This window comes from Rhodococcus sp. WS3, assembly GCF_003797085.1.
Lineage (GTDB): Bacteria > Actinomycetota > Actinomycetes > Mycobacteriales > Mycobacteriaceae > Rhodococcus_F > Rhodococcus_F globerula.
Map to the genome: position 1 here is coordinate 1,189,460 of NZ_RKMA01000002.1, position 23,165 is coordinate 1,212,624.

General features: G+C 63.1%; 20 protein-coding genes. 6 read left to right on the plus strand and 14 right to left on the minus strand.

What is annotated here, in order from left to right:
• Positions 1–85: 85 nt before the first annotated feature.
• From EEB13_RS19525 to EEB13_RS19550, 6 genes are all read right to left on the minus strand, one after another.
• Positions 86–847, minus strand: coding sequence for a DivIVA domain-containing protein (locus EEB13_RS19525; RefSeq protein WP_033236565.1), 762 nt, complete (start codon positions 845–847; stop codon positions 86–88).
• A gap of 135 nt (positions 848–982) precedes the next feature.
• Positions 983–1,477 carry a pantetheine-phosphate adenylyltransferase gene (gene coaD, locus EEB13_RS19530; RefSeq protein WP_033236566.1) on the minus strand — a complete coding sequence of 165 codons (495 nt, stop codon included), beginning with the start codon at positions 1,475–1,477 and terminating at the stop codon, positions 983–985.
• Positions 1,474–2,040 (minus strand): 16S rRNA (guanine(966)-N(2))-methyltransferase RsmD, encoded by a 567-nt coding sequence (gene rsmD, locus EEB13_RS19535; RefSeq protein WP_033236567.1) that lies wholly within the window; start codon positions 2,038–2,040, stop codon positions 1,474–1,476. The genes coaD and rsmD overlap by 4 nt, the downstream gene beginning before the upstream one ends.
• The gene (locus EEB13_RS19540) at positions 2,037–5,441 is read right to left on the minus strand and encodes a pyruvate carboxylase (RefSeq protein WP_045067179.1); all 3,405 of its coding nucleotides are present in this window, start codon (positions 5,439–5,441) and stop codon (positions 2,037–2,039) included. Before EEB13_RS19540 ends, rsmD begins: the two co-directional genes overlap by 4 nt.
• A gap of 120 nt (positions 5,442–5,561) precedes the next feature.
• A complete protein-coding gene (recG, locus tag EEB13_RS19545; protein ID WP_033236569.1) occupies positions 5,562–7,823 on the minus strand; it encodes an ATP-dependent DNA helicase RecG in 2,262 nt (753 codons plus the stop codon).
• A 106-nt stretch (positions 7,824–7,929) separates the two neighbouring features.
• On the minus strand, positions 7,930–9,615 hold the full coding sequence (locus EEB13_RS19550) for a DAK2 domain-containing protein (protein ID WP_258957212.1): 1,686 nt from the start codon (positions 9,613–9,615) through the stop codon (positions 7,930–7,932).
• 357 nt (positions 9,616–9,972) lie between these two features.
• Between EEB13_RS19550 and rpmB the strand changes: the two genes are divergently transcribed.
• Together rpmB and EEB13_RS19560 are read left to right on the plus strand one after the other, a co-directional pair.
• A complete protein-coding gene (gene rpmB / locus EEB13_RS19555; protein WP_003942669.1) occupies positions 9,973–10,164 on the plus strand; it encodes a 50S ribosomal protein L28 in 192 nt (63 codons plus the stop codon).
• 141 nt (positions 10,165–10,305) lie between these two features.
• On the plus strand, positions 10,306–11,100 hold the full coding sequence (locus EEB13_RS19560; RefSeq protein ID WP_092808543.1) for an enoyl-CoA hydratase-related protein: 795 nt from the start codon (positions 10,306–10,308) through the stop codon (positions 11,098–11,100).
• A gap of 26 nt (positions 11,101–11,126) precedes the next feature.
• Here EEB13_RS19560 and EEB13_RS19565 read toward each other — a convergent pair whose 3' ends face one another.
• From EEB13_RS19565 to EEB13_RS19575, 3 genes are read right to left on the minus strand one after another with little or no spacing between them, the layout of a single operon-like run.
• Complete coding sequence (locus EEB13_RS19565; protein ID WP_141486080.1) at positions 11,127–11,819, minus strand: uracil-DNA glycosylase; 693 nt, start codon at positions 11,817–11,819, stop codon at positions 11,127–11,129.
• Positions 11,819–12,340, minus strand: a complete 522-nt coding sequence (locus EEB13_RS19570) for a gamma carbonic anhydrase family protein (protein ID WP_141486081.1) — start codon at positions 12,338–12,340, stop codon at positions 11,819–11,821. Before EEB13_RS19570 ends, EEB13_RS19565 begins: the two co-directional genes overlap by 1 nt.
• 9 nt (positions 12,341–12,349) lie before the next feature.
• Positions 12,350–13,360 carry a thiamine-phosphate kinase gene (locus EEB13_RS19575; protein ID WP_371851311.1) on the minus strand — a complete coding sequence of 337 codons (1,011 nt, stop codon included), beginning with the start codon at positions 13,358–13,360 and terminating at the stop codon, positions 12,350–12,352.
• A 128-nt stretch (positions 13,361–13,488) separates the two neighbouring features.
• Here EEB13_RS19575 and EEB13_RS19580 point away from each other — a divergent pair, with 128 nt between their 5' ends.
• Positions 13,489–14,085: a DUF3515 domain-containing protein gene (locus EEB13_RS19580; RefSeq protein ID WP_033236611.1), complete on the plus strand. Its 597-nt coding sequence runs from the start codon at positions 13,489–13,491 to the stop codon at positions 14,083–14,085.
• A 54-nt stretch (positions 14,086–14,139) separates the two neighbouring features.
• Here the strand turns inward: EEB13_RS19580 and EEB13_RS19585 are convergent, their stop codons facing one another.
• From EEB13_RS19585 to EEB13_RS19595, 3 genes are read right to left on the minus strand one after another with little or no spacing between them, the layout of a single operon-like run.
• On the minus strand, positions 14,140–15,246 hold the full coding sequence (locus EEB13_RS19585) for a D-alanine--D-alanine ligase family protein (protein ID WP_141486082.1): 1,107 nt from the start codon (positions 15,244–15,246) through the stop codon (positions 14,140–14,142).
• 55 nt (positions 15,247–15,301) lie between these two features.
• Positions 15,302–16,453 carry a cystathionine gamma-lyase gene (locus tag EEB13_RS19590; RefSeq protein WP_033236573.1) on the minus strand — a complete coding sequence of 384 codons (1,152 nt, stop codon included), beginning with the start codon at positions 16,451–16,453 and terminating at the stop codon, positions 15,302–15,304.
• Entirely contained in the window at positions 16,450–17,448 is a 999-nt protein-coding gene (locus EEB13_RS19595; protein WP_033236574.1) for an NAD(P)H-dependent glycerol-3-phosphate dehydrogenase, read from the minus strand. The genes EEB13_RS19590 and EEB13_RS19595 overlap by 4 nt, the downstream gene beginning before the upstream one ends.
• Before the next feature lie 170 nt (positions 17,449–17,618).
• Here EEB13_RS19595 and cofC point away from each other — a divergent pair, with 170 nt between their 5' ends.
• From cofC to EEB13_RS19610, 3 genes are all read left to right on the plus strand, one after another.
• A complete protein-coding gene (gene cofC, locus EEB13_RS19600) occupies positions 17,619–18,323 on the plus strand; it encodes a 2-phospho-L-lactate guanylyltransferase (protein WP_033236612.1) in 705 nt (234 codons plus the stop codon).
• Positions 18,324–18,538: 215 nt separating this feature from the next.
• Positions 18,539–20,647: an RNA degradosome polyphosphate kinase gene (locus EEB13_RS19605; RefSeq protein WP_230590374.1), complete on the plus strand. Its 2,109-nt coding sequence runs from the start codon at positions 18,539–18,541 to the stop codon at positions 20,645–20,647.
• Between the two features lie 11 nt (positions 20,648–20,658).
• Positions 20,659–21,582, plus strand: coding sequence for an NUDIX hydrolase (locus EEB13_RS19610; protein WP_095885953.1), 924 nt, complete (start codon positions 20,659–20,661; stop codon positions 21,580–21,582).
• Between the two features lie 111 nt (positions 21,583–21,693).
• Here the strand turns inward: EEB13_RS19610 and EEB13_RS19615 are convergent, their stop codons facing one another.
• Both EEB13_RS19615 and leuD read right to left on the minus strand, forming a co-directional pair.
• Positions 21,694–22,377: an HU family DNA-binding protein gene (locus EEB13_RS19615; RefSeq protein WP_033236577.1), complete on the minus strand. Its 684-nt coding sequence runs from the start codon at positions 22,375–22,377 to the stop codon at positions 21,694–21,696.
• A gap of 157 nt (positions 22,378–22,534) precedes the next feature.
• Entirely contained in the window at positions 22,535–23,143 is a 609-nt protein-coding gene (gene leuD / locus EEB13_RS19620) for a 3-isopropylmalate dehydratase small subunit (protein WP_033236578.1), read from the minus strand.
• Positions 23,144–23,165 lie beyond the last annotated feature (22 nt).

Consider the following 23,165-nt stretch of genomic DNA (forward strand, 5'->3'; position numbering starts at 1 on the left):
AGAACTCACCTAACTGTTGAAACTGGATGGGCAACCACCCCACAATACCCGACAGTGCACAGCAGGCCCAATCCGGTGAAGGACCCTATCGGCGACGCTCCTGGCGGCGATCGTCGTCGAGGTAGTCGGGCACACCCGAACCCGTCCGCAACTGCTGACGACCGCGCCCGACCGATCGAACCGTCCCGTTGAGGAACTCCTCGAACTCGGCAAGTTTGGTGTCGACGTACAGATCACACTCCGAGCGCATCCGATCGGATTCCGCGTGCGCGGCGTCGATCACCCGAGCCGACTCGGCGCGCGCGGTCTGGACGACCTCGGTCTGGGAAACCAGACGTGCCTGCTCCTCGGCTCCGTCGGAAACCGAGCGGTCGTACGACGCCTTGCCTGCTTCGATCATGCGATCGGACTCGTCGCGCGCGCGAGCAGTGACGGCGTCGTACTCGCGTCGACCGTCGGTGACCGTGCGCTCGGCTTCAGCCTCGGCATCGGCGACCAACTGATCGGCGTGAGCGCTGGCCTCGGCGACCATGCGGTCCGCCTGAGCCTTGGCGTCGGACAGGATGCGATCGGCGTCGTCGCGGGCATTCTCGACCGTCGACGTTGCTTCCGCGTTGGCACTGCTGACGGTTTTGTCCGCCGTGGAACGCGCGTCCGAGACCAACTTGTCACGATGGTCGAGGACGTCCTGGGCGTCGTCCAGCTCACTCGGAATAGCGTCACGGACGTCGTCGAGCAGTTCGAGCACGTCGCCGCGTGGGACGACGCACCCGGCAGTCATCGGAACGCCTCGTGCCTCTTCGACAATCGCGACCAGTTCGTCAAGCGCCTCGAATACCCGGTACACAAGCAACCCCAATCTTCACCGGCCAACTATCGGCCCACATCGTCACCGATCCACCTGGATCTGCGCCCGTTCCTTGTCGACAAGTTTGCCGGAAGATCGGCCCACCAGGTGCGTCTGGGGGCGGTGTGTCGGGTATCAGCTGTTTTCGGCTGCCCGTTCAGCGATGCGGTCGAGCAATCGGGCATGCACTTTTGCGGGCAACATGTCAGCGACATCACCACCGAAGGTGGCAACTTCCTTGACCAGTGAGCTGGACAGGTAGCTGTAGGTGGGGTTCGTTGCGACGAACAACGTGTCGACACCGCTGAGCTTCTTGTTCATCTGCGCCATCTGCAGTTCGTAGTCGAAGTCGTTGGCGCCGCGCAGACCCTTGACGATCGCGGTGATGCCCTCTTGCTTCGCGTAGTCGACCAGAAGCCCGTGCCATGACGTCACTCGAACGTTGGGCAGGTGGCTCGTCGCGTCTTCGAGCATCTCGATACGCTCGTCGACGGTGAACATTCCGCGCTTGTTCTTGTTGATCATCACGGTGACCACGACCTCGTCGAATTGCGCAGCAACTCTTCCGATTACGTCGAGGTGACCATTGGTCACAGGGTCGAAGGATCCGGGGCAAACGGCGCCAGTCATGAGTCCAGACCGTAGCAGGTTGCGAGTTCGATCCTGGCCTCGCCGTACTTCTTCGCCTTGACGGGTTCGAACCCGTGCGGCCAGACGGTCTCCGGTGATCGGGACGACCGCTCGAGAACGACGATCGTGCCCTCCCCCACCCACTTGTTTGTCTGAAGGTGTTGGAGGATGGACACCACCGCGTCGTCGGTCACCGCGTACGGCGGGTCTGCGATGACGATGTCGTATTCACGAGCACTCGGACCGGAGACGACCGCAGCGACCGGCGCTGCCCGTAGGACCGCGCCAGGTAGCCCGACAACACCGATGTTGTCCTTGATCACTGCTGCTGCCTTTGCGTCGGACTCGACGAGCATCACGTGCTCCGCACCGCGGGAGAGTGCTTCGAGGCCAAGGGCTCCGGAACCGGCAAACAGGTCGAGGACAGCACAGCCGTCGAGGTCGATACGCGCTTCGAGCGCACTGAAAAGCGCCTCGCGGACCCGGTCCGAGGTGGGCCGGGTTCCGCTCGGCGGGACTCGCAGGCGGCGACCGCCTGCGAGTCCCGAGATAATGCGTGTCACTCTGCGGCGCTCTCCCCGGTGGAGACGACAACGAGGAGGTCGCCGCCTTCGACTTGCTGGACTGCGCTGATCGCGATGCGGGAGACGATGCCGCCGCGCGGTGAGGTGATCGCCGCTTCCATCTTCATTGCTTCGATGGTGGCGACGGTGTCACCGGCCTCGATCTTCTGGCCTTCCTTCACCGCGAGCGTCACGACGCCCGCGAACGGTGCGGCGACGTGACCTGGGTTGTTCTTGTCGGCCTTCTCCGCCACGGGCACATCGCTGGCGATGGACCGGTCCCGGATGGAGACCGGACGCAACTGTCCGTTGAGAATGCACATCACGGTGCGGTAGCCGCGCTCGTCGGGTTCGGAGATCGCTTCGAGTCCGATGATCAACTGCACACCCGGTGTGAGTTCGACGCGATGTTCTTCGCCGCGGCGCAGGCCGTAGAAGAACTGGTTCGCCGAGAGCCGCGAGGTGTCTCCGTACTTGTCGCGGTGCTCGAGGAATTCCTTGGTCGGGCCGGGGAACAGCAGACGGTTCAGCGCGCCCTGACGGTCCTTCGACGAGCCTTCGAGCAGCGCCTCGTCGGCAGCGGAGAGCGGCGTCTCCGGCTTCGCGGGGCCGCGGCCCTCGAGTGCCTTGCTGCGGAACGGTTCCGGCCAGCCGCCGGGCGGGGTGCCCAGTTCGCCGCGCAGGAAGCCGACAACCGAGTCGGGGATGTCGAACTTGGCCGGGTCGGCGGCAAATTCCTCCGACGGAACACCGGCACCGACGAGGTGCAGGGCGAGGTCGCCGACAACCTTCGACGACGGTGTCACCTTCACCAGATGCCCGAGCATGCGGTCGGCGTCGGCGTACTTGGCTTCGACTTCTTCGAAGCGGTCACCGAGGCCCAGAGCCACAGCCTGAGTGCGCAGGTTCGAGAGTTGGCCGCCGGGGATCTCGTGCGTGTAGACGCGCCCGGTCGGAGACGGAAGCCCGGACTCGAACGGCGCGTACACCTTTCGCAGCGCCTCCCAGTACGGCTCGAGGTCGCACACGTTCTGCAGATTCAGTCCGGTGTCGAACTCCGAGTGCGCAGCAGCAGCCACGATGGCCGACAGCGCGGGCTGGCTGGTGGTGCCGGCCAGAGCCGCCGAAGCACCGTCGACGGCGTCGGCGCCCGCCTGCCAGGCGGCGAAGTACGTTGCCAACTGTCCACCGGGGGTGTCATGCGTGTGCACGTGCACCGGCAGATCGAAGTTGGAGCGCAACGCAGTCACGAGCTTGGTCGCGGCCGGGGCGCGGAGCAGTCCGGCCATGTCCTTGATCGCCAGGACGTGTGCGCCGGCATTGACGATTTCCTCGGCCAGCTTCAGGTAGTAGTCGAGGGTGTAGAGCGTTTCGTTCGGATCCGACAGGTCACCGGTGTAGCTCAGCGCAACCTCGGCGAGCGCCGTACCGGTCTCGCGGACCGCGTCGATGGCCGGCCGCATCTGGTCGACGTTGTTGAGCGCGTCGAAGATTCGGAAAATGTCGATACCGGTGTCGGTGGCTTCCTGCACGAAGGCGCGGGTGACCTTTTCCGGATACGGCGTGTAGCCCACCGTGTTTCGGCCACGCAGCAGCATCTGCAGGTTGATGTTCGGGATCGCTTCGCGCAGTGCGGCGAGCCGGTACCACGGGTCCTCGTGCAGGAAGCGAAGTCCCACATCGTATGTCGCGCCGCCCCACGCTTCGATGGAGAGCAGCTCCGGCGTCAACCGGGCAACGTGACCGGCGACGTCGAGCAGGCCGCTGGTACGGACACGGGTCGCCAACAGCGACTGGTGTGCGTCACGGAACGTGGTGTCGGTGACCGCAACAGCCTTCTGCTCACGCAACGCCTTCGCGAATCCTTCCGGACCGAGTTCGAGCAACCGCTGGCGGCTACCGGCCGGCGGCGGAGTCGAGAGATCGATCTTGGGGAGCTTGTCCTGCGGGTACACCGCGGAAGGACGTTCGCCGTGCGGCTTGTTGACCGTGACGTCGGCGAGGTACGTGAGGATCTTGGTACCGCGGTCCGCCGAGGAACGCTGCGTCAACAGATGGGGACGTTCCTCGATGAACGAGGTCGTGACCCGCCCGGCCTTGAAGTCCGGATCGTCGAGAACCGCTTGCAGGAACGGGATATTCGTCGAGACGCCGCGGATACGGAACTCCGTGACCGCGCGACGCGCACGCGCCACGGCAGCCTCGAGGTCGCGTCCACGGCAGGTGAGCTTGACCAGCATCGAGTCGAAGTATGCGCCGACCTCGGCACCGAGAGTTGCGCCGCCATCGAGGCGGATACCGGCACCACCCGGGGTGCGGTACGCGGTGATCCGGCCCGTGTCGGGGCGGAACCCGTTGGCGGGGTCCTCGGTGGTGATGCGGCACTGCAGCGCCGCGCCGCGCAGCTTGATCGAGTCCTGCGTCAGACCCAAGTCGTCGAGGGTGGAACCGGACGCGATCAGGAGCTGCGACTGAACGAGGTCGACATCGGTGACCTCTTCGGTGACCGTGTGCTCCACCTGGATTCGCGGATTCATCTCGATGAAGACGTGATTGCCACGGGTGTCGAGAAGGAACTCCACCGTGCCGGCGCACGTGTAACCGATCTGCTTCGCGAAAGCCACGGCATCGGCGCAGATCTTGGCCCGCAACTCCTCCGACAGATTCGGGGCCGGGGCGAGTTCGATCACCTTCTGGTGGCGACGCTGCAACGAGCAGTCGCGCTCGAACAGGTGAATAACATTGCCGTGCTCGTCGGCGAGGATCTGGACTTCGATGTGGCGGGGATCGATGACAGCCTGCTCGAGGAACACCGTCGGATCACCGAAGGCGGATTCCGCTTCACGCGCCGCGGCTTCGATGGATTCCTTGAGCAGTGATCGCTCGGCTACGCGGCGCATACCGCGGCCACCACCACCGGCGACGGCTTTCACGAAGATCGGGAACGTCATGTCCTCGGCTGCCGCGAGCAACTCGTCGATATCCGACGACGGCTCCGACGACGCCAGCACCGGCAGACCCGCAGCCTTCGCTGCGGCAATCGCCCGCGCCTTGTTACCGGTCAGCTCGAGGATCTCCGCGGACGGGCCGACGAACTTGATGCCCGCCTCCGCACACGCAGCCGACAGATCCGGATTCTCGGACAGGAACCCGTAACCGGGGTAGATCGCGTCAGCGCCGGCATTTTGTGCCGCGGCCACGATCTCCTCCACCGACAGGTACGCCCGAACCGGGTGCCCCTTCTCCCCGATCTGATAACTCTCGTCAGACTTCAGGCGGTGGATCGAGTTCCGATCCTCGTACGGGAACACCGCGACAGTTCCAGCACCTAGTTCGTAGGCGGCGCGGAAGGCGCGGATCGCAATTTCGCCGCGGTTGGCGACGAGCACTTTGGAGAACATGGGGAAAAACTACCGCGAATTCCGTGTGTACAAGCACGCGGCGTCCCACATCGTAGACTGAATCGAGAAACAAACCCGATGGTCCTGCCGCTATTCGTATTCAGTTTGCCGTCATACTTCTCACGATTTCTCGAGGTATTCGATCCGATCGGAGTCAAGAGCGGCGCTCACCATCGACGCAAGTGCGGGGTGCTGGGCGAGCGTCGGGTCGCGTTCGACAACTCCGGTCGCGAAGTCTCGCGCGGATTCGAGAATGTCGCCGTGCGCGATGAGTGAGAGCAGCCGCAGATTGGACGTGGTGCCGGATTGGGCCGCTCCGAGGATGTCTCCCTCACGTCGTGTCGCGAGATCGAGTTGTGCCAGTTCGAAACCGTCATTGGTGGCGGCAACGGCAGAGAGCCGCTCGTACGCCGGTCCACCTGGGTTGCTGCCCGTCACCAGAATGCACAGCCCTTGGTGCTTTCCTCTGCCGACACGGCCACGCAGCTGATGGAGCTGACTGACGCCGAACCGCTCCGCGTCGACGATCACCATGACCGTCGCGTTCGGCACGTCCACACCGACCTCCACGACGGTGGTGCAGACGAGCACATCGATGTCGCCGACGTTGAACGCGCTCATGACCACGTCTTTCTCATCTGACGGCAGGCGACCGTGCAGGAGGCCGACGCGCAGCTCGGAAAGCGGACCGCTCGACAACTCCTCGAAGACGTCGACTGCCGACTTCGTTTCGGGTTGCTTCTCCTCGGTGAACTGGTCCTCGCCAGCGGCAGGCTCGCCGTCACCGATCCGGGAGCACACGACGTAGGCCTGACGCCCGTCTGCGACGTCCTCGCGAATTCGTGCCCACGCCCGATCCACCCAGGCGGGCTTCTGCTTTGCCGGCACAACGCTGCTCTTGATCGGGCTACGCCCACGAGGCAATTCGCGCAGGGTGGATACTTCCAGATCGCCGAGCACCGTCATGGCAATGGTGCGCGGAATGGGAGTAGCAGTCATGACCAGCAGGTGGGGGCTCAGGCCGTCGCGAGCACGCGAGCGGAGGTGATCTCGTTGCTCCACACCGAACCTGTGCTGCTCGTCGACCACAACCATGCCGAGGTTGAAGAACTCGACACTGTCCTGGATGAGCGCGTGGGTACCGATGACAATTCCCGCATCACCGGTCACCGCGTCGAGAAGCGCGGCACGTTTTGCGGCAACCGGAAGTGAACCGGTGAGCAAGGCGATACGAGTGGAGTGCTCGGCCGAGCCCAACTCTCCCCCGGTTGCAAGCGGCCCCATCATCGCGCGCAGGGATCGGGCATGCTGATTGGCCAGCACCTCGGTAGGCGCGAGTAGTGCACATTGATATCCCGCGTCAACCGCTTGCAGCATCGCCCGAAGCGCCACGATGGTCTTACCCGAGCCCACCTCACCTTGAAGGAGTCTGCTCATGGGGTGAGTCTGCGAGAGATCGGCCGCGATTTCCGCGGCGACGGCTTGCTGCCCTTCCGTCAGTGTGAACGGCAACATCTCCTCGAACTGCTCGGCGATACCGCCTGCGACAGGCACGCACGCCGGTGCCACCCGCTCGGAATTGTCGTGACGTCGCATCGCCAGAACCAACTGCAGAGACAGCGCCTCGTCGAACCGCAATCGCTCGCGGGAACGTTCGATGTCGTCCTTGGTATCGGGCAGGTGCACCGTCCTCAGTGCCTCGTCCAGCCCGACAAAATGATGTTCGGCGAGAGTCTCGGCCGGAAGTGGTTCGGGAACCGGATCAAGCTGATCGAGAACCTGTCGGACGCACCGCATGATCGTCCAGCTCTCCACCTCGCGCGTCGCCGGATACAGCGGGATGAACTCACGCTCGAAAATCGAGTAGTCGAGTTCGGCGCCCGGCCCCGAACTGGCACGGGCCAGCCCCGCGAGATCGCCGGCCCCTTTGACGGCTTTCAAAGGAACCACCGAATCTTCTTCCCCGGCACGGGGTTCCGGAAGGATCAGATAACTGGGGTGCGTCAAACTCCACTTGTTCCGGAAGTACTTGACTGTGCCCGAGAACATCGCCCGCACGCCGGGCTTGATGGCGTGCTTCACCTTGTACGGGTTGAAGAAGGTGACGTCGACGGTCTGTGTGTCCGTCGTGAGCGAGACCTTGAGCATCTGCCCCGTCCGGGACTTCATATTCACCACGCTCGCGGACGCCACCCGCGCAATGATCGTGATGTGCTCGCCCTCCGGAGGCTCTTTGTCGGCAAGTTCCTTACCGGCCGACGCGTACCGGTGAGGATAGTGGCGCAGGAGATCCTCGACCGTGCGTATCTCGAAGGCCTCGGCCAACGCGTCCGCGGTCTTCTTTCCCAGAAGCCGATCCAAGTTGTCGGCGAGCGTTGCCATGTCAGTTTCCTCGCAGATCGAAAAGCAGCAGATCGAAAAGCACAGCTATTCGTATATCAGTAGCCGCCGACACAAAAGCTCCCGACACGATCACCCCGGAGACCGATCACTCCACGCCCAGCTGAAACAGATCCCCCGGCTGACCGCCCTGATAGATCAGCACGTCGACGCCTGGGTAGGTGCTGATGACATGTGCTTCCATCCGCTCGGCCAAGCCGTCGGCGGCGTCGGCGCCCATGAGAAGTGTGACCAATTCGCCACCAGATCCCAGCGCAAGATCGATCAACCGCGCTGCCGACGCCTCGACGTCCGGTCCGATGACCACCACCTCGTGGCCCATCAATCCGATGGCGTCGCCCGGGTCGCAGGTTCCGACAAACGTCAGCGACCTTTCCACCGCGATCCGCAGAGACCCCCACCGAGTTGCCGCGGCCGACTCGGACATGGTGAACCCGTCGTCGGCGACGTTGCGACTTCCGTCGTGGACCGCGAGTGCTGCCAACCCCTGAACCATCGAGGATGTCGAGAGCAGCAGCACCTGATGCAGGGGGTCCCGGGCCGCGGCACTGACCGCAACCAATTCCTGAGCGCTCAGCGCGCCGTTCGGCAGCACCAGCACCTCGGTGCGATCCATGGTGCGGATATGGCCGAGCAACTGTGCGCGGGTCACCGGCGCTTCGTCGCACCGCAGTACCGAGGCACCTTCACTCTCGAACAGTGCCGCGGCGCCGTCCCCGGCCACAACGGCGAGTACACCACGCGCATCGTGGCCCTGAAACTGCATCTCCTGACGGGCGACCAACTGATCACGTTGGTCGACGAGGAAACTGCTGATCCGAATCCCGTGCACGCGGCCGGCTTCGAGGCCGGCCTCGACTGCGGCGCCCGCATCACAGCAATGCACGTGAACCGACCAGCCACCGAATCCGTCACTGACGATCACTATCGAGTCTCCGAGCACCGCCAACCGGGTGCGGAGCGCCGCCATCAGATCCTCATCCGACTCGTCGACGAGGTACATCACCTCGAAGTCCTGCGCCGAATCGTCGCCACATTCGAGCGGACCCGATTTCCGGTCCCAGTCATGGTCGCGTCTGCTGACCTCTGCAATGAGACCGCGGCTTCGTCCGGCACCCAGTTCCACCCGATCCGGTGAGTGCCCGGACACCGACTCGACCAGAGCGTCCAAAATCACCAGCAAGCCCAGTCCGCCCGCATCCACGACGCCTGCCGAGGCCAGCACGTCGAGTTGCTGCGGTGTCTTGACCAGGGCGCTCGCGGCCGCATCTGCCGCGGCGAGCGCAACAGACTGGAGGTCAACGCCGACGCACTGCGCCGCCGCTTCACCGGACGCTCGGAGAACGGTCACGATGGTGCCCTCGACCAAGTCCGTCACCGCGCGCGACGCAAGCTCGGTACCTGTCTGCAGCGCTTCCGCAAGATCGAGTCCGTTGATCCGCTCACCGCGCAGTGTCTCTGCAATCCCACGAATCACCTGGGACAGGATGACGCCGGAATTGCCGCGGGCCCCTGCCACGGCGCCCCGCGCCAGCGCATTGGCGATGCGGGTAGCACTGGTGACGTCGCCGCCGAGCGCCTCGGCCGAATCGAGCGCGGCACGCATCGTGAACAGCAGATTTGTGCCGGTGTCGGAATCCGGGATAGGAAAGACGTTGAGGCTGTTGATCTCTCCGCGCCGCTCCTCGAGGCAATCGACCGAGCGTCGCGCCCACCGGCGCAGCAGGAGACCGTCGGCCGTCCCGTCCGTTCTCTGGTGGTGCGCGTCCCCCACTGGCAATTCCCCTCTGCGGAAACGTCCCCTCCTCGGGGACGGAAACGAATGCTGTCGAGGGTAGTCGGGCACACTCCGTAATCACCGGTTTGCAGGCCGGTTTGGTCAATCCACCGGTCAACAGTTACTGTTACACGGTTGCCTCGAACGGGCTACACCAAATATTGCTGCAAACAGTGCACTCCGGTGCATCGTCTACAACAGTGTTCTGTGTTGTCACGCTCGACTGCACCGTAAGCGGTCGGAGACCGATTCGGTATCGCAAGATCCACAGCGTATATTCGAATTGTCATTCTGGCCGTCCTACTGTGTAGGGTGACCACTTCAATATTCATTTCTAACAAGGAGTTCGCGACTATGGCTGCCGTCTGCGACGTATGCGCCAAGGGGCCCGGCTTCGGTAAGTCGGTCTCGCACTCGCACCGGCGTACCAATCGTCGCTGGAACCCGAACATTCAGTCTGTTCGTACCGAGGTTGCCCCGGGTAACACCCGTAAGGTCAACGTGTGCACCTCCTGCCTGAAGGCAGGCAAGGTCGCTCGGGGCTGATTGCCCGAGCACAACAATTGCAAGCTCTGCCCCCGACACTTCGGTGTCGGGGGCAGAGCTGTTTTTGTCGTGCCTTTTGTTCTGCCTGTGCCAGGGTCCCTCGTGTGACGACCCGGACACCTGACCCGTAATGTGCGTGAGGTGACTTCCATCGATGACCTCAGCAAAGTAACGCTCGACGAGGGCGTACTCCGCATCACCATTTCCACCGCCGCCAACGGCACCTCGCTCGACGACGAAGGGATGGTTCAGGGTGCAGCAGCCCTGGAATCAGTCGGCGACGACATCGGCAGCATTCTCCTGGTCGGCGAAGGCGCCAACTTCTGCGCGGGCGGTAATGTCCGGGCCTTCTCGTCAGCGCCGAATCGCGGCGAGTACGTCGCCGGAGTTGCCCAGAATCTCCACAACTTCGTGCGTGCTCTGGATGCGGCATCGGTTCCCGTGGTCGCGGGAATTCACGGTTGGGCAGCGGGCGCCGGAATGAGCCTGGTCTGCCTTGCCGACATCGCCATCGGCGGCACCAGCACCAAGCTTCGCCCCGCGTACCCCTCCATCGGATATACACCGGACGGCGGGATGTCCTGGTCACTCCCCCGCATCGTCGGCGCCGGACGGGCTCGCGAAATCCTCCTGAGCGATTCGATTCTCGGCGGCGACGAAGCCGTTCGTCTCGGTATCCTCACCCGCCTCGTCGGTGACGACGAGGTTCAGGAAGAGGCAGCCCGGCTCGCCCGCACGCTTGCACACGGACCGAGTTCGTCGTACGCCGGCATCAAGGCACTGTTGCGCTCGTCACGAACCAACACGCTCTCCGAACAACTCGATGCCGAAGCAGCGTCGATCACGGTTGCCGCCAACAGCCCGATCGGCCGAGAGGGCGTCGACGCATTTGTCGAGAAGCGTCGCCCCGATTTTGTAGCTGCCAAGCAGGCTTGATTCGGCTCGCGTGACCGAACTGCTCCTCACCAGAGTGGTTCGGTCACGCTCGCGGTTGATCCCAGATCCCAGTCGACCGGCGTGGCCCCCATGTCCGTCAGAAGTTGATTTGCCCGGCTGAACGGACGTGAACCGAAGAACCCACGCGACGCCGAAAGTGGTGACGGGTGCGCAGATTCGATGATGGGCGTATCCCCTAGTAGCGGGGTCAGCGTCGCGGCGTCGCGACCCCACAGAATGGCAACCATCGGGGCAGATCGAGCCACCAGAGCGCGAATTGCCTGTTCGGTCACAGGCTCCCAACCCTTTTTCCGATGTGACGCCGCTGCCCCTGGCGCTACGGTCAATACCCGGTTGAGCAGCAACACACCTTGATTCGACCACGGTGTCAGGTCACCATCATCGGGAATCGGCAAACCGAGATCTTGGTGATATTCCTTGTAGATGTTGACCAGACTGCGGGGAACGGGTCGAACATCAGGGGCAACCGAAAAGCTCAGACCCACCGCATGACCGGGGGTCGGATACGGATCCTGTCCGACGATAAGCACTTTGACGTCCTCGAACGGATTCGTGAACGCGCGCAGCACATTCTCGCGCGCGGGCAAAAACTCGCGCCCTGCTGCGGTCTCGTTGTCGAGGAACTTCTGCATCAGAGCGATCTGCTCCGAAACCGGTTCCAGCGCTGTGGCCCAGCCGGATTCGATGTGGGCATCCATCAGTCGAGCCTGCGCAGAGCGTCACGGTAGTGCGCGGCATTGGCAGAGTAGTTCGCGACATTCGCTTCGAGATGACCGAGCGGAACTTCGTAGCCTTCGCGAATCTTGGCGGGCACCCCCAAAGCCATGCTGCGCGGTGGCACTACGAATCCGCGCGCGATCACGGCGCCGGCTCCGACTATCGCCCCCGCCCCGATCACCGAACCGTTGAGCACGATCGACCCGGATGCGATCAAGCACCCGTCCTCGATCGTGGACCCCTCGATGTGAGCATTGTGTCCCACAACACATCCCGCGCCGATAATCGTGGGCTCGGTAACCGTGCAATGAATCACGGTGCCGTCCTGAATGTTCGATCCAACTCCCACCGAGATGGTTCCGTAGTCACCACGCAGTACGGCCTGCGGCCAGATCGACGTTCCCGCAGCGAGGCTCACGTTGCCGATCACCACGGCGTCCGGGTGTACATACGCGTCCGGATGAATATCCGGAACCTTGTCTCCTAGTGCATAAACAGCCATGAGGAGAACCTATACCGCGGTGGTGCCCGTGGCCGAAAAGCTGTGCCAGCCGCCGCCGGATTCACGCAGTTCTCCGTCCACAACAACTCCGGCGCCGGCAACGACCTCCCCAATGACCGTCCACCCCGACGGCAGGTCTTCACCGGCTGCAAAGGTCGCGGCAAATCCGTGATCTTCGCCACCGGAGAGAATCCATTCCAGCGGATCGAGTTTCAGAGCGGCCGCAGCTTTCGGTACGTCGGCCGACGTCGGTACAGCACCCGAATCGATGCGGACCTGGACTCCTGACGCCGACGCGAGGTGGCGAAGATCAGCGACAACCCCGTCCGAGATGTCGGTCATGGAGTGAGCAGTATCGGCCGCTGCCCATGCGGACTCGTACGGCGGGACCGGAACACGATGGAGGGCGAGAAGATCCGGGAACGATCGATCGCCTGCCAGCAGCAGCGCCAAACCTGCTGCCGAACAACCGAACAATCCGGCGACGGCAACACGGTCACCCACCTGGGCGCCGGCCCGCGTGACTGCCCGCCGTCCACCCAAATCTCCGAGTACCGTCACGGAGACAACGATGTCCTGCGACTGCACCAGATCCCCGCCGACAATGCCCGCACCCAGATCCGTTGCGGCATCCCAGATTCCGGCGGAGATTTCGTCCATGACGTCGATCGGAGTCGACGGTGGGCAGCCCAATGACACGGTGAAGGCGCTCGGCCGCGCACCCATCGACACGATGTCAGCAGCATTCTGTGCCACCGCTTTACGTCCCACGTCGCGCGGCGGCGACCAGTCCAGCCGAAAATGCCTTCCCTCGACCAGCATGTCCGAGGAAATGACAACCCGGCCGTCGGGTGCGGTCACGATCGCCGCGTCGTCGCCGGGACCCAACTCCGTCGTCAGCGGTTGAATTCGACCGACAAGGGAGCGGGCAATCACGTCGAACTCCCCCACCTGCGCAACCGTGCGGGGCGATGAAGATGCCTGTTCGTTCGAGGTCGATCCTGATGACGAGATGAGCACTCCCTTTTTTCTCAGCGCAGATCGGACCAAAAGCGTCCTGCGGTACCGTCAAAGCAGTGGCAATTCTACCGATGCGCACGCGAGCTCCCCAGCAACAACCGAACCCGGAACCGAACGAAGAACTGAGCATGTCTGAGAACACGTCCCCCGAGACGAACGACCAGGGCGATAACGACCTCGACGAGGTCGAGCGTCGTAGCCCGGCATTGATTGCCACCGCCATCGCACTGCCAGTGGCCCTGATCGTCGGGTTGGTGATCGCCGCCGTGGTCGCCGGAAAGAACCCGACGCTCGAACCGGTGGCACTCGGCCCGGTTCCGGCACCCAACGCGGAGTCCGAGACGTGCGTTTCGCTGCTTGATGCTCTCCCCGAGGACATCGGCGACTTCACCAAGGCCGAACTTGTCGAACCCGCACCCGCCGGCGCCGCTGCGTGGCAGCGCAGCGAGGGTGAACCGATCGTCCTGCGCTGCGGACTCGACCGCCCCGCCGAATTCGATCAGGCCGCGGCACTTCAGGTAGTCAACGGCGTCCAGTGGTTCCAGATCTCGGGTACCGACATCGGCCTGGCGGCCAGCACCTGGTTTGCCGTCGACCGCGGCGAATACATCGGAATCACCGTTCCCGACGGCACCGGCCCCACTCCGATTCAGGAAATCTCGGACACCATCTCTGCAACAATCCCGCAGCAGCCACTCGACCCGGCGCCGATCCCGGTTCCCTGATGTGACACGAGGGGCCGGTAATCCCGGCCCCTGTCCGTCAGCGCAACACGTCCGTCAGCGCAATCCGGTCCCGCGGGCGAGCGCAGTGTCGACCAACGTCGAAAGCAAAGTGCCGTAATCGATTCCGGTTGCTTTCCACATCTTCGGATACATCGAGATGGACGTGAATCCTGGCATCGTGTTGATCTCGTTGATCACCGGCCCGTCCTCGGTGACAAAGAAGTCCACGCGTGAGAGCCCCTGGCAATCGAGTGCGGTGAACGCGCGCACGGCCAACTCGCGAATCTGATCGCTGACAGCCGCGTCCACATGTGCGGGGACGTCGAATTCGCAGACGTCGTCGAGATACTTGGTGTCGAAGTCGTAGAACGCGTCCGAGTCACCGTCGTCGGCGGGCATCCGGATCTCTGCGACCACACTCGCCTTGACGTCGCCACTGGGGAATTCGAGCACACCGCACTCGACTTCCCGCCCGATAATCGCGCCCTCGATGATCACCTTCGGATCGTGCAGGCGAGCATGAGTGATCGCACCTTCGAGGCCGTCCCACCCGGTGACTCGCGTGATGCCGATCGACGACCCACCGCGAGCCGGCTTCACGAAAACCGGAAGCCCCAACTGATCCTTCTGCTCGTCGGTCAGTGTCGCCGTTCCCGGGCGCAGGACCACCTGCCTACCGACCGGCAACCCCTCGGCGGCAAGCAGTTTCTTGGTGAATTCCTTGTCCATACCGGCGGCGCTAGCCAGCACACCGGGACCGACGTAGGGAATTCCGGCCATTTCCAGGAGACCCTGGATGGTGCCGTCCTCGCCGTAAGCACCATGCAGGACGGGAAATACGACGTCGACAGTTGCCAGGACAGAACCCACGTCGGTTCCGTCGAGCGCCAGCAGCGCACCGGAACGCGTCGGGTCAGCAGTCAGTGTCAGCGCCGTCCCGTCCTTGTCGACTGTGGGCAACTCGCGACCGTTGATGGCCAGCGATTCCGGATCGGTGGAACCGAGAACCCAGGCCCCGTCGGCGGTGATGCCGATCGGCACGACGTCGTAGCGTTCCGGATCGAGGTGCGCGAGGACGCTCCCGGCGGATACGCACGACACGGAATGTTCATTGCTCCGGCCACCGAAGATCACGGCTACCCGGGTGCGGCTGTTATTCACGCGTCAAACCGTACCGTCGAATCGACTTCGGCACGCGCTCGGGCCAGTGGATAATTTACCGACCGGACGTCAGTCCACCGAGGGCGCGCTGTATATCCGTCAACAAATCTTCGGTGTCCTCGATGCCGCACGAGATCCGGACAAACCCTTCGCTGACCTGATCTCCCCACCGAGCTCGCCGATCAGCTGTGGTGTGGATGCCACCGAAACTGGTCGCAGAAGTAACAAGTTCACTTGCCGAGACAAAGGAATGGAAAGCCGCCGCGGATTCCAATTCGATGCTCACCAGACCACCGAACCTGTGCATCTGCTCCGACGCAACGGCGTACGACGGATCGGTGTGCAGCCCCGGGTAACGGACGGACATGACAGCCGGATGGCCGGACAACATGTCGGCGAGCGCCTGAGCATTGTCACAGTGTCGGCCGAATCGCAGGCCGGCCGTTCCGAGACTGCGATGCGCCAGCCATGTTTCGAATGGACCGAGCACCGTCCCGGACAGCAGACGCTCGCGCTCGACCTTCGCGGCTATGTCCGCGTCGGCCGTGGCGATGTAACCCATCAACAGATCGCTGTGCCCGCTCAGCGCTTTTGTTCCGCTGGCCACCACGACGTCCGCTCCCAGTTCGAGGGGACGTTGACCGAGCGGAGTCGGGGTCGTGTTGTCCACCACAAGGATTGCTCCGACGCGGTGGCACACCACGGCCAACGCCCGAAGATCGACAACGTCGAGCATCGGATTGGACGGCGTCTCCGCGACCACGACAATGCGTCCCGGCAACCCAGACAGCAACTCCGGGAAACTCGCATCACCCATGCCCGTCGTCGACACCTCGCGAACGCCGATGCCCAGTAGAGCCAGGGCTTCCTCCGCGTAACGACGCACCTGGTAATAGCCGTCCGACGGAACGACGACGGTATCGCCGGCCTGAAGCAGGCTGCGCAACGTCACCGTGACGGCCGACATTCCTGACCCTGTGACAACGACGTGATCTGCACCTTCAAGGATGCCGAGCGCCGCCTCGAGGCCACGCCACCCCGGATTCGATGCCCGGGCATACGTGTCGCTCTCGCTCCCCTCGTCCTCCGAAAGCTGGTACGGCGCAGCAAATACCGGACCCAACTGCATGGGTTGACCAGGGCTGTGCGCACTCCCGACGCTGCTCACGCACCGGGTGGAATCGCCGTAGCCGTCTGCTGACGTCATTCCGGCTTGGTCCGCCGGCCGAGCAGTTGGCCGATCGCCTCGCTGACCGCTATCCCCTCGTGGCAGACGCGGTGGACGGCATCGGTCAACGGCATTTCGACGTCGTATCCGGCAGCGAGTGCGCGCACGGACGTGCACGATTTCACGCCCTCGGCTACCTGACCGTTGGTGGCCTGCTGCGCCGATTCCATGGAGCCGCCGCGGCCGAGGTGCTCACCGAACGTCCGGTTTCGTGACAGCTCCGACGTGCACGTCGCAACGAGATCGCCGACGCCCGCCAACCCCGAAAACGTGGATGCCTGGCCGCCGAGCGCGACGCCCAGTCGGATCGTCTCGGCCAGTCCGCGCGTGATGATGCTGGCAACAGTGTTGTCGCCGAAACCGCTGCCTGCCGCCATGCCGCATGCCAACGCGATCACGTTCTTGCACGCGCCGCCGATTTCACAACCGATCACGTCGGAGTTGGTGTACGGCCTGAAATATCCTGTGGCACAAGCATCTTGAAGTGCCAAGGCACGGGAAGAATCGGTGCAGGCGATGACCGTCGCCGCCGGTTGACGGCTCGCGATCTCACGCGCGAGATTCGGTCCGGACAGCACGGCGACACGGCCGGGTTCGACGCCGGTAACCGACACGATCACCTGGCTCATCCGCATCAAGGTGCCGGTTTCGATGCCCTTGGCCAGACTCAACAGGGTGGCATTCGGACCTATCGAATCCTTCCACTGCTCGAGGTTCCCCCGCAGCGACTGCGACGGGACCGCCAGAACGACGAAGTCTGCTCCCTCCATCGCTTCCTCGTGACGATCCGTCGCACGAATCGACTCGGGCAGCGCGATACCGGGTAGGTAGTCACTGTTCTCGTGCGTCGCGTTGATCCTGTCGGCGACTTCCTTCCGGCGAGCCCACATCGTCACCTCGGTGCCGGCCTCGGCCATGACCTTCGCCAGCGCCGTTCCCCATGAGCCTGCACCCAATACTGCTGCCTTACTCACACAGTCACCTCGTCTACCCCTCGTGACGTTCGCCAAGACGCCGGTTGTGTTGCGACCCGGCAATGAAATCGCCTGCACAGACTATCGCCCGGACCGAACTGGAGTCGCCAGACGCCCCGGTGAGACAGGCAGAGACAGACATGTCGGCAACCGACTGGCAAGATCGAAGGATGACCAGTGCGAGGCCGAGCGCAACCAGATCGGAACGTCCGCGCCCGATGCATGCCATTGTCGCGGTGAAGGACCTCCGATCCGCGAAGTCCAGGCTGGCCGCCGAACTCGACGTCGACGCCCGTGCCGATCTTGTTCTCGCGATGCTTCACGACACTCTCACCACGGTTACGGGTGTACCTGCCATCGACGGCGTCACTGTCGTGACTCCGGATCCGACAGTCGCCGCACTCGCGTACGCCGCGGGAGTAAACGTGTACGCCGATCCAGATTCGAGTAGGTCCACCGAGAATTCACTCAACTCTGCCCTCGACGCAGCGGCCACGCACATCCGCACCGAACATGGCACTGTGGATCTTGTTGTCATCCAAGCGGATCTTCCGTCGCTCCAACCAGACGAACTGCTCGAAGCCCTCGACGCCGCCCGCGCCGGTGGCCGTTCCATCGTCGTCGATCACCACGGAACCGGGACCGCGGCCCTGTTCTCGTGTGATCCCGATCTGCCGCTCGATCCACGATTCGGCCCCGAATCCGCGCGTGGCCACACGGATTCCGGCGCCAGGCGTCTCACCGGAGAGTGGCCGGGCCTTCGCACCGACGTCGACACCGCAACAGATCTCGACACCGCCCGCGCACTCGGCGTCGGACCGGCAACACTCGCGTCGTTGACACGCTTCCATCGCGCCACGTCCAAAACGCATTGACCTTTTTCGATCATCAATTGTCGAAGCGCGCAATTGTGGGGGATGATCGACAGGTGAGCAACGGCGAAGCACTCGAGCACCGCAAGTCCGCAAACAACGTAGAGACCACACCGCCAGAACTTGGCGACACCAACACCGCAAAAACCGGTGACGGGCAGCAGCCTTCGACACCGCAGCCTTCGGCGCGACCACCGGTCAGTGGATCGCCGACGCACATACCGAGTGCGCCGCCGGCAGCCACGAAGGCAATTCCCGCAGTCCTTCTCGGTGGCTTACCCGAAGACCGCTACCTCAACCGTGAACTCAGTTGGCTCGACTTCAACGCCCGCGTTCTCGCGTTGGCAGCCGACGAGTCACTCCCCCTCCTCGAACGCGCAAAGTTCCTCGCTATCTTCGCGTCCAACCTCGACGAGTTCTTCATGGTTCGTGTTGCCGGTCTCAAGCGCCGCGACGAAACCGGTCTGTCCGTCCGCTCTGCCGACGGACTCTCGCCGCGCGAACAGTTGGCTCTCATCGCGCAGCGGACACAGGAACTTGCCGACAAGCACGCACACGTCTTTCTCGATTCCGTTCGCCCTGCCCTAGCGGCAGAAGGAATCTCGATCGTTCGCTGGTCCGACCTCAGCGACGACGATCACGAACGCCTCTCGGTGCATTTCACCGAACAGGTGTTCCCCGTTCTGACTCCACTCGCCGTCGACCACGCGCACCCCTTCCCGTACATCAGCGGGCTGAGTCTCAACCTCGCAGTGACGGTGAAGGATTCCCTGACCGGCGGCGAGCACTTCGCCCGAGTGAAGGTTCCCGACAACGTCGGCCGCTTCGTTCGCGTCAAGAGCACCACTTCGTCGATCGACTCGTTCATCCCGTTGGAAGAGCTGATCTCGGCGCACCTCGATGTTCTGTTCCCCGGAATGGAAATCGTGGAGCACCACGCCTTCCGGATCACACGCAACGCCGACTTCGAGGTCGAGGAGGATCGCGACGAGGACCTCCTGCAGGCGCTGGAGCGCGAACTTGCCCGTCGCCGTTTCGGATCACCGGTCCGTCTCGAAGTTGCCGACGACATGACCGAACACATGCTCGACTTGTTGCTTCGTGAACTCGACGTCGACCCCGCCGACGTGATCGAGGTTTCCGGTCTGCTCGACTTGTCCTGCCTCTGGCAGGTTTACGCCGTCGACCGCCCGGCCCTCAAGGACGCACCTTTCGTTCCGGCGACGCACCCGGCGTTCGGTGAACGCGAAACACCCAAGAGCGTGTTCTCCACTCTTCGTGATGGCGACGTACTCGTCCATCACCCGTACGACTCGTTCTCCACCAGTGTTCAGCGATTCATCGAGCAGGCGGCCGCCGACCCGCAGGTTCTCGCGATCAAGCAAACCCTCTACCGAACGTCCGGTGATTCACCGATCGTCAACGCGCTCATCGACGCCGCTGAAGCCGGCAAGCAAGTTGTCGCTCTCGTCGAGATCAAGGCTCGCTTCGACGAGCAGGCCAACATCAAGTGGGCTCGCAAACTCGAACAGGCCGGCGTGCACGTCGTCTACGGCCTGGTCGGACTCAAGACTCATTGCAAGACATGCCTCGTGGTTCGGCGTGAAGGCTCGACCATCCGGAGGTACTGCCACATCGGTACCGGCAACTACAACCCCAAGACTGCGCGGTTGTACGAGGACGTCGGATTGTTCACAGCCGCACCGGAGGTCGGCGCCGACCTCACGGACCTCTTCAATTCGCTGACCGGCTACTCCCGTAAGACCAACTACCGCAACCTTCTGGTCGCGCCGTACGGCGTGCGCCGCGGAATCGTCGAACGTATCGAAGCCGAGATCGAGCACAAGCTGGCCGGGCGTGACGCTGCCATCCGCATGAAGGCGAATGCACTTGTCGACGAACAGGTTATCGACGCACTGTACCGGGCATCCAAGGCCGGCGTGCCCGTGGAGATCGTGGTTCGCGGAATCTGCGCGCTCAAGCCGGGTGTACCGGGACTGAGCGACAACATCGAAGTACGTTCCATTCTCGGACGATTCCTCGAGCACTCACGCATGTTCCATTTCCGGGCCGCCGACGAATTCTGGATCGGCAGCGCAGACATGATGCACCGCAACCTCGATCGCCGAGTGGAGGTGATGGTTCAGGTTACGGATCCCAAGTTGGCGAAGCAGTTGGGCGACATCTTCGATTCCGCGCTCGACCCACGCACCCGTTGCTGGGTACTCCATCCCGACGGAAGTTGGGTCGCCTCCCCCGAACACGGCGAAGATGTACGCGAGCATCAACATGCGTTGATGCGCAGTCGCACATCCAGCGGATCCTGACGGTCGCTGCCATGGCTGACAAACCTGTCAAAGCGAATATCTTTGCCGCCGGCGCAGTGTTATGGCGAAAGGCTCCCGATAATCCGGAGGCCGTCGAAATCGCCGTTGTTCATCGCCCTAAATACGACGACTGGTCTTTTCCCAAAGGCAAACTCGACCCGGGTGAAACTTTCCTGACGGCCGCTGTTCGTGAAGTGCAGGAAGAAACGTCGATCACCGGCCGCTTCGGACGTCACCTCGGTGGTGTCACCTATCCGGTTCCTGGGCACCGCAAACTCAAGCGCGTCGAGTATTGGGCCGCAGAAGCCGTCGACGGAGATTTTGGTCCGAACAGCGAAGTGGACGTTCTGCACTGGCTTCCGATCGACGAAGTCCCTGACCATCTCTCGTATCCGATGGATCGGATGATCCTGCGCCGCTTTGTCTCCGCACCACCCGATACCCGAACCGTGCTGCTGGTCCGTCACGCAAAAGCGGGAAGTCGCAAGCGGTACAAGGGCGACGACACACTTCGCCCCCTCGAAGCCAAAGGCAAGGAACAGGCCGCGGCCTTGGCGTCGCAGTTACGCATTTTCGGCGCGGACACCGTCTATTCCGCCGACCGAACTCGCTGCATCGAAACTGTGATGCCGCTCGCCGAGGCTCTCGGAGTGGAGATCGGGATCGAACCACTTCTGAGCGAAGAAGGATACGCGGAAGATCCAGAAGCTGCCCGTGCGCGGGTACTCGAGATTGCCTCTGCAGGCGGCACACCGGTCATCTGCAGCCAAGGAGGCGTCATTCCGGATCTGATGGCCTGGTGGAGCGAATCAGCGGGTTTAACACTGCCCTCAGCGCGCAACCGCAAGGGCAGCACCTGGGTTCTCTCGCTCGTAGGCGACCGACTGATCGCGGCTGATCATCTCGACAGCCCGCTCCCGAAAGTCGCCAATTAGAAAAGGGTACTGAAAACAACGCAAGAGGCGCGGCCCGCGATCGTCATCGCGGGCCGCGCCTCTTGCTTTTACTGCTTGCTTTCCAGCGTCAGGCTTTTCGCCCGAGCGCGACTACTTGGAAGCGCGCTTGGCCGGAGCCTTCTTGGCCGGAGCCTTCTTGGCGGCCGGAGCCTTCTTGGCGGGAGCCTTGGCGGCAACCGTCTTCTTGGCTGCGGTCTTGGCCGGAGCCTTCTTGGCGGGAGCCTTAGCGGCAACCGTCTTCTTGGCTGCGGTCTTGGCCGGAGCCTTCTTGGCGGGAGCCTTGGCGGCAACCGTCTTCTTGGCTGCGGTCTTGGCCGGAGCCTTCTTCGCCGGAGCCTTAGCGGCAACCGTCTTCTTGGCTGCGGTCTTGGCCGGAGCCTTCTTGGCTGCCGTCTTCTTGGCTGCTGCCTTCTTGGCTGCTGCCTTCTTGGCTGCTGCCTTGGTGGCCGGTGCTGCTACGCCGCGCTTGACTGCCGGGCCGCTGGCCGGAAGCTTCTGGCCGCCAGCGATAACCGCCTTGAACTGTGCGCCCGGACGGAAAGCCGGAACCGACGTCGGCTTGACCTTGACGGTCTCGCCCGTACGCGGGTTACGTGCGACACGTGCCGCACGACGACGCTGCTCGAAGACACCGAAGCCGGTGATGGTCACGCTCTCGCCACGGTGGACGGCGCGGACGATGGTGTCCACGACGTGCTCCACTGCATCGGTTGCTGTGCGCCTGTCCGAACCCAGCTTCTCAGTCAGAACATCGATGAGCTCTGCCTTGTTCATTGAAATTCCTCCGCAAATAATGGTCCACCGTAGGACCGACTGAGAACTACGGTAAACCTGATAACGGCAAGAGTCTATGTGCCACGCCAATTCTCAATCAACGTAGCCCCGAAATCGTGACCTATTTCTCTTCTTGCCCGCTATCCCCGATTTCCGTTCAGCCCTGGGAAATTTGGGCCGGGAGGGTAGTCGGTTTCCATGACGGCCTTGACTTTTCGAACTCGGAAATCGCCTCTACCTGGCGCAATGTCAGTCCGATGTCGTCGAGACCCTCGAGCAGACGCCACCTCGTGTAGTCGTCAATACTGAAGGGCACCACCGTTGTTCCGGCACTCACTGTCCGGTTCTCGAGGTCGACGGTCAATTCCAGTCCGGGCTGTTCTTCGAGCAACTTCCACAGCAGTTCGACGTCGCTCTGCTCCACCTGTGCGGCCAGCAGGCCCGCTTTTCCGGCGTTGCCGCGGAAGATATCTGCGAAGCGCGACGCGATCACAACGCGAAAACCGAAGTCGGATAGCGCCCAAACGGCATGCTCTCGCGACGAGCCTGTTCCGAAATCCGGACCGGCAACAAGGACGCTGCCCTTGTCGTACGGCGCGTGGTTGAGGATGAAGTTCGGATCGGTGCGCCAGCCGGCGAACAATCCGTCCTCGAACCCGGTGCGCGTCACGCGTTTCAGATAAACAGCCGGGATGATCTGGTCGGTGTCGACGTTCGAGCGCCGCAGCGGTACGCCGATTCCCTTGTGCGTGCTAAAGGATTCCATCAAAATTCTCCTCGAGTGTTAG

What these genes read in the sequence shown, in the direction of transcription:
- EEB13_RS19540 (WP_045067179.1), bottom strand. Translation starts at nt 5,441, where the DNA reads ATGTTCTCCAAAGTGCTCGTCGCCAACCGCGGCGAAATTGCGATCCGC.
- EEB13_RS19580 (WP_033236611.1), top strand. Translation starts at nt 13,489, where the DNA reads ATGTCTGAGAACACGTCCCCCGAGACGAACGACCAGGGCGATAACGAC.
- cofC (WP_033236612.1), top strand. Translation starts at nt 17,619, where the DNA reads ATGACCAGTGCGAGGCCGAGCGCAACCAGATCGGAACGTCCGCGCCCG.
- EEB13_RS19570 (WP_141486081.1), bottom strand. Translation starts at nt 12,340, where the DNA reads ATGGCTGTTTATGCACTAGGAGACAAGGTTCCGGATATTCATCCGGAC.
- EEB13_RS19590 (WP_033236573.1), bottom strand. Translation starts at nt 16,453, where the DNA reads ATGACGTCAGCAGACGGCTACGGCGATTCCACCCGGTGCGTGAGCAGC.
- EEB13_RS19615 (WP_033236577.1), bottom strand. Translation starts at nt 22,377, where the DNA reads ATGAACAAGGCAGAGCTCATCGATGTTCTGACTGAGAAGCTGGGTTCG.
- coaD (WP_033236566.1), bottom strand. Translation starts at nt 1,477, where the DNA reads ATGACTGGCGCCGTTTGCCCCGGATCCTTCGACCCTGTGACCAATGGT.
- leuD (WP_033236578.1), bottom strand. Translation starts at nt 23,143, where the DNA reads ATGGAATCCTTTAGCACGCACAAGGGAATCGGCGTACCGCTGCGGCGC.
- rpmB (WP_003942669.1), top strand. Translation starts at nt 9,973, where the DNA reads ATGGCTGCCGTCTGCGACGTATGCGCCAAGGGGCCCGGCTTCGGTAAG.
- EEB13_RS19610 (WP_095885953.1), top strand. Translation starts at nt 20,659, where the DNA reads ATGGCTGACAAACCTGTCAAAGCGAATATCTTTGCCGCCGGCGCAGTG.
- recG (WP_033236569.1), bottom strand. Translation starts at nt 7,823, where the DNA reads ATGGCAACGCTCGCCGACAACTTGGATCGGCTTCTGGGAAAGAAGACC.
- EEB13_RS19565 (WP_141486080.1), bottom strand. Translation starts at nt 11,819, where the DNA reads ATGGATGCCCACATCGAATCCGGCTGGGCCACAGCGCTGGAACCGGTT.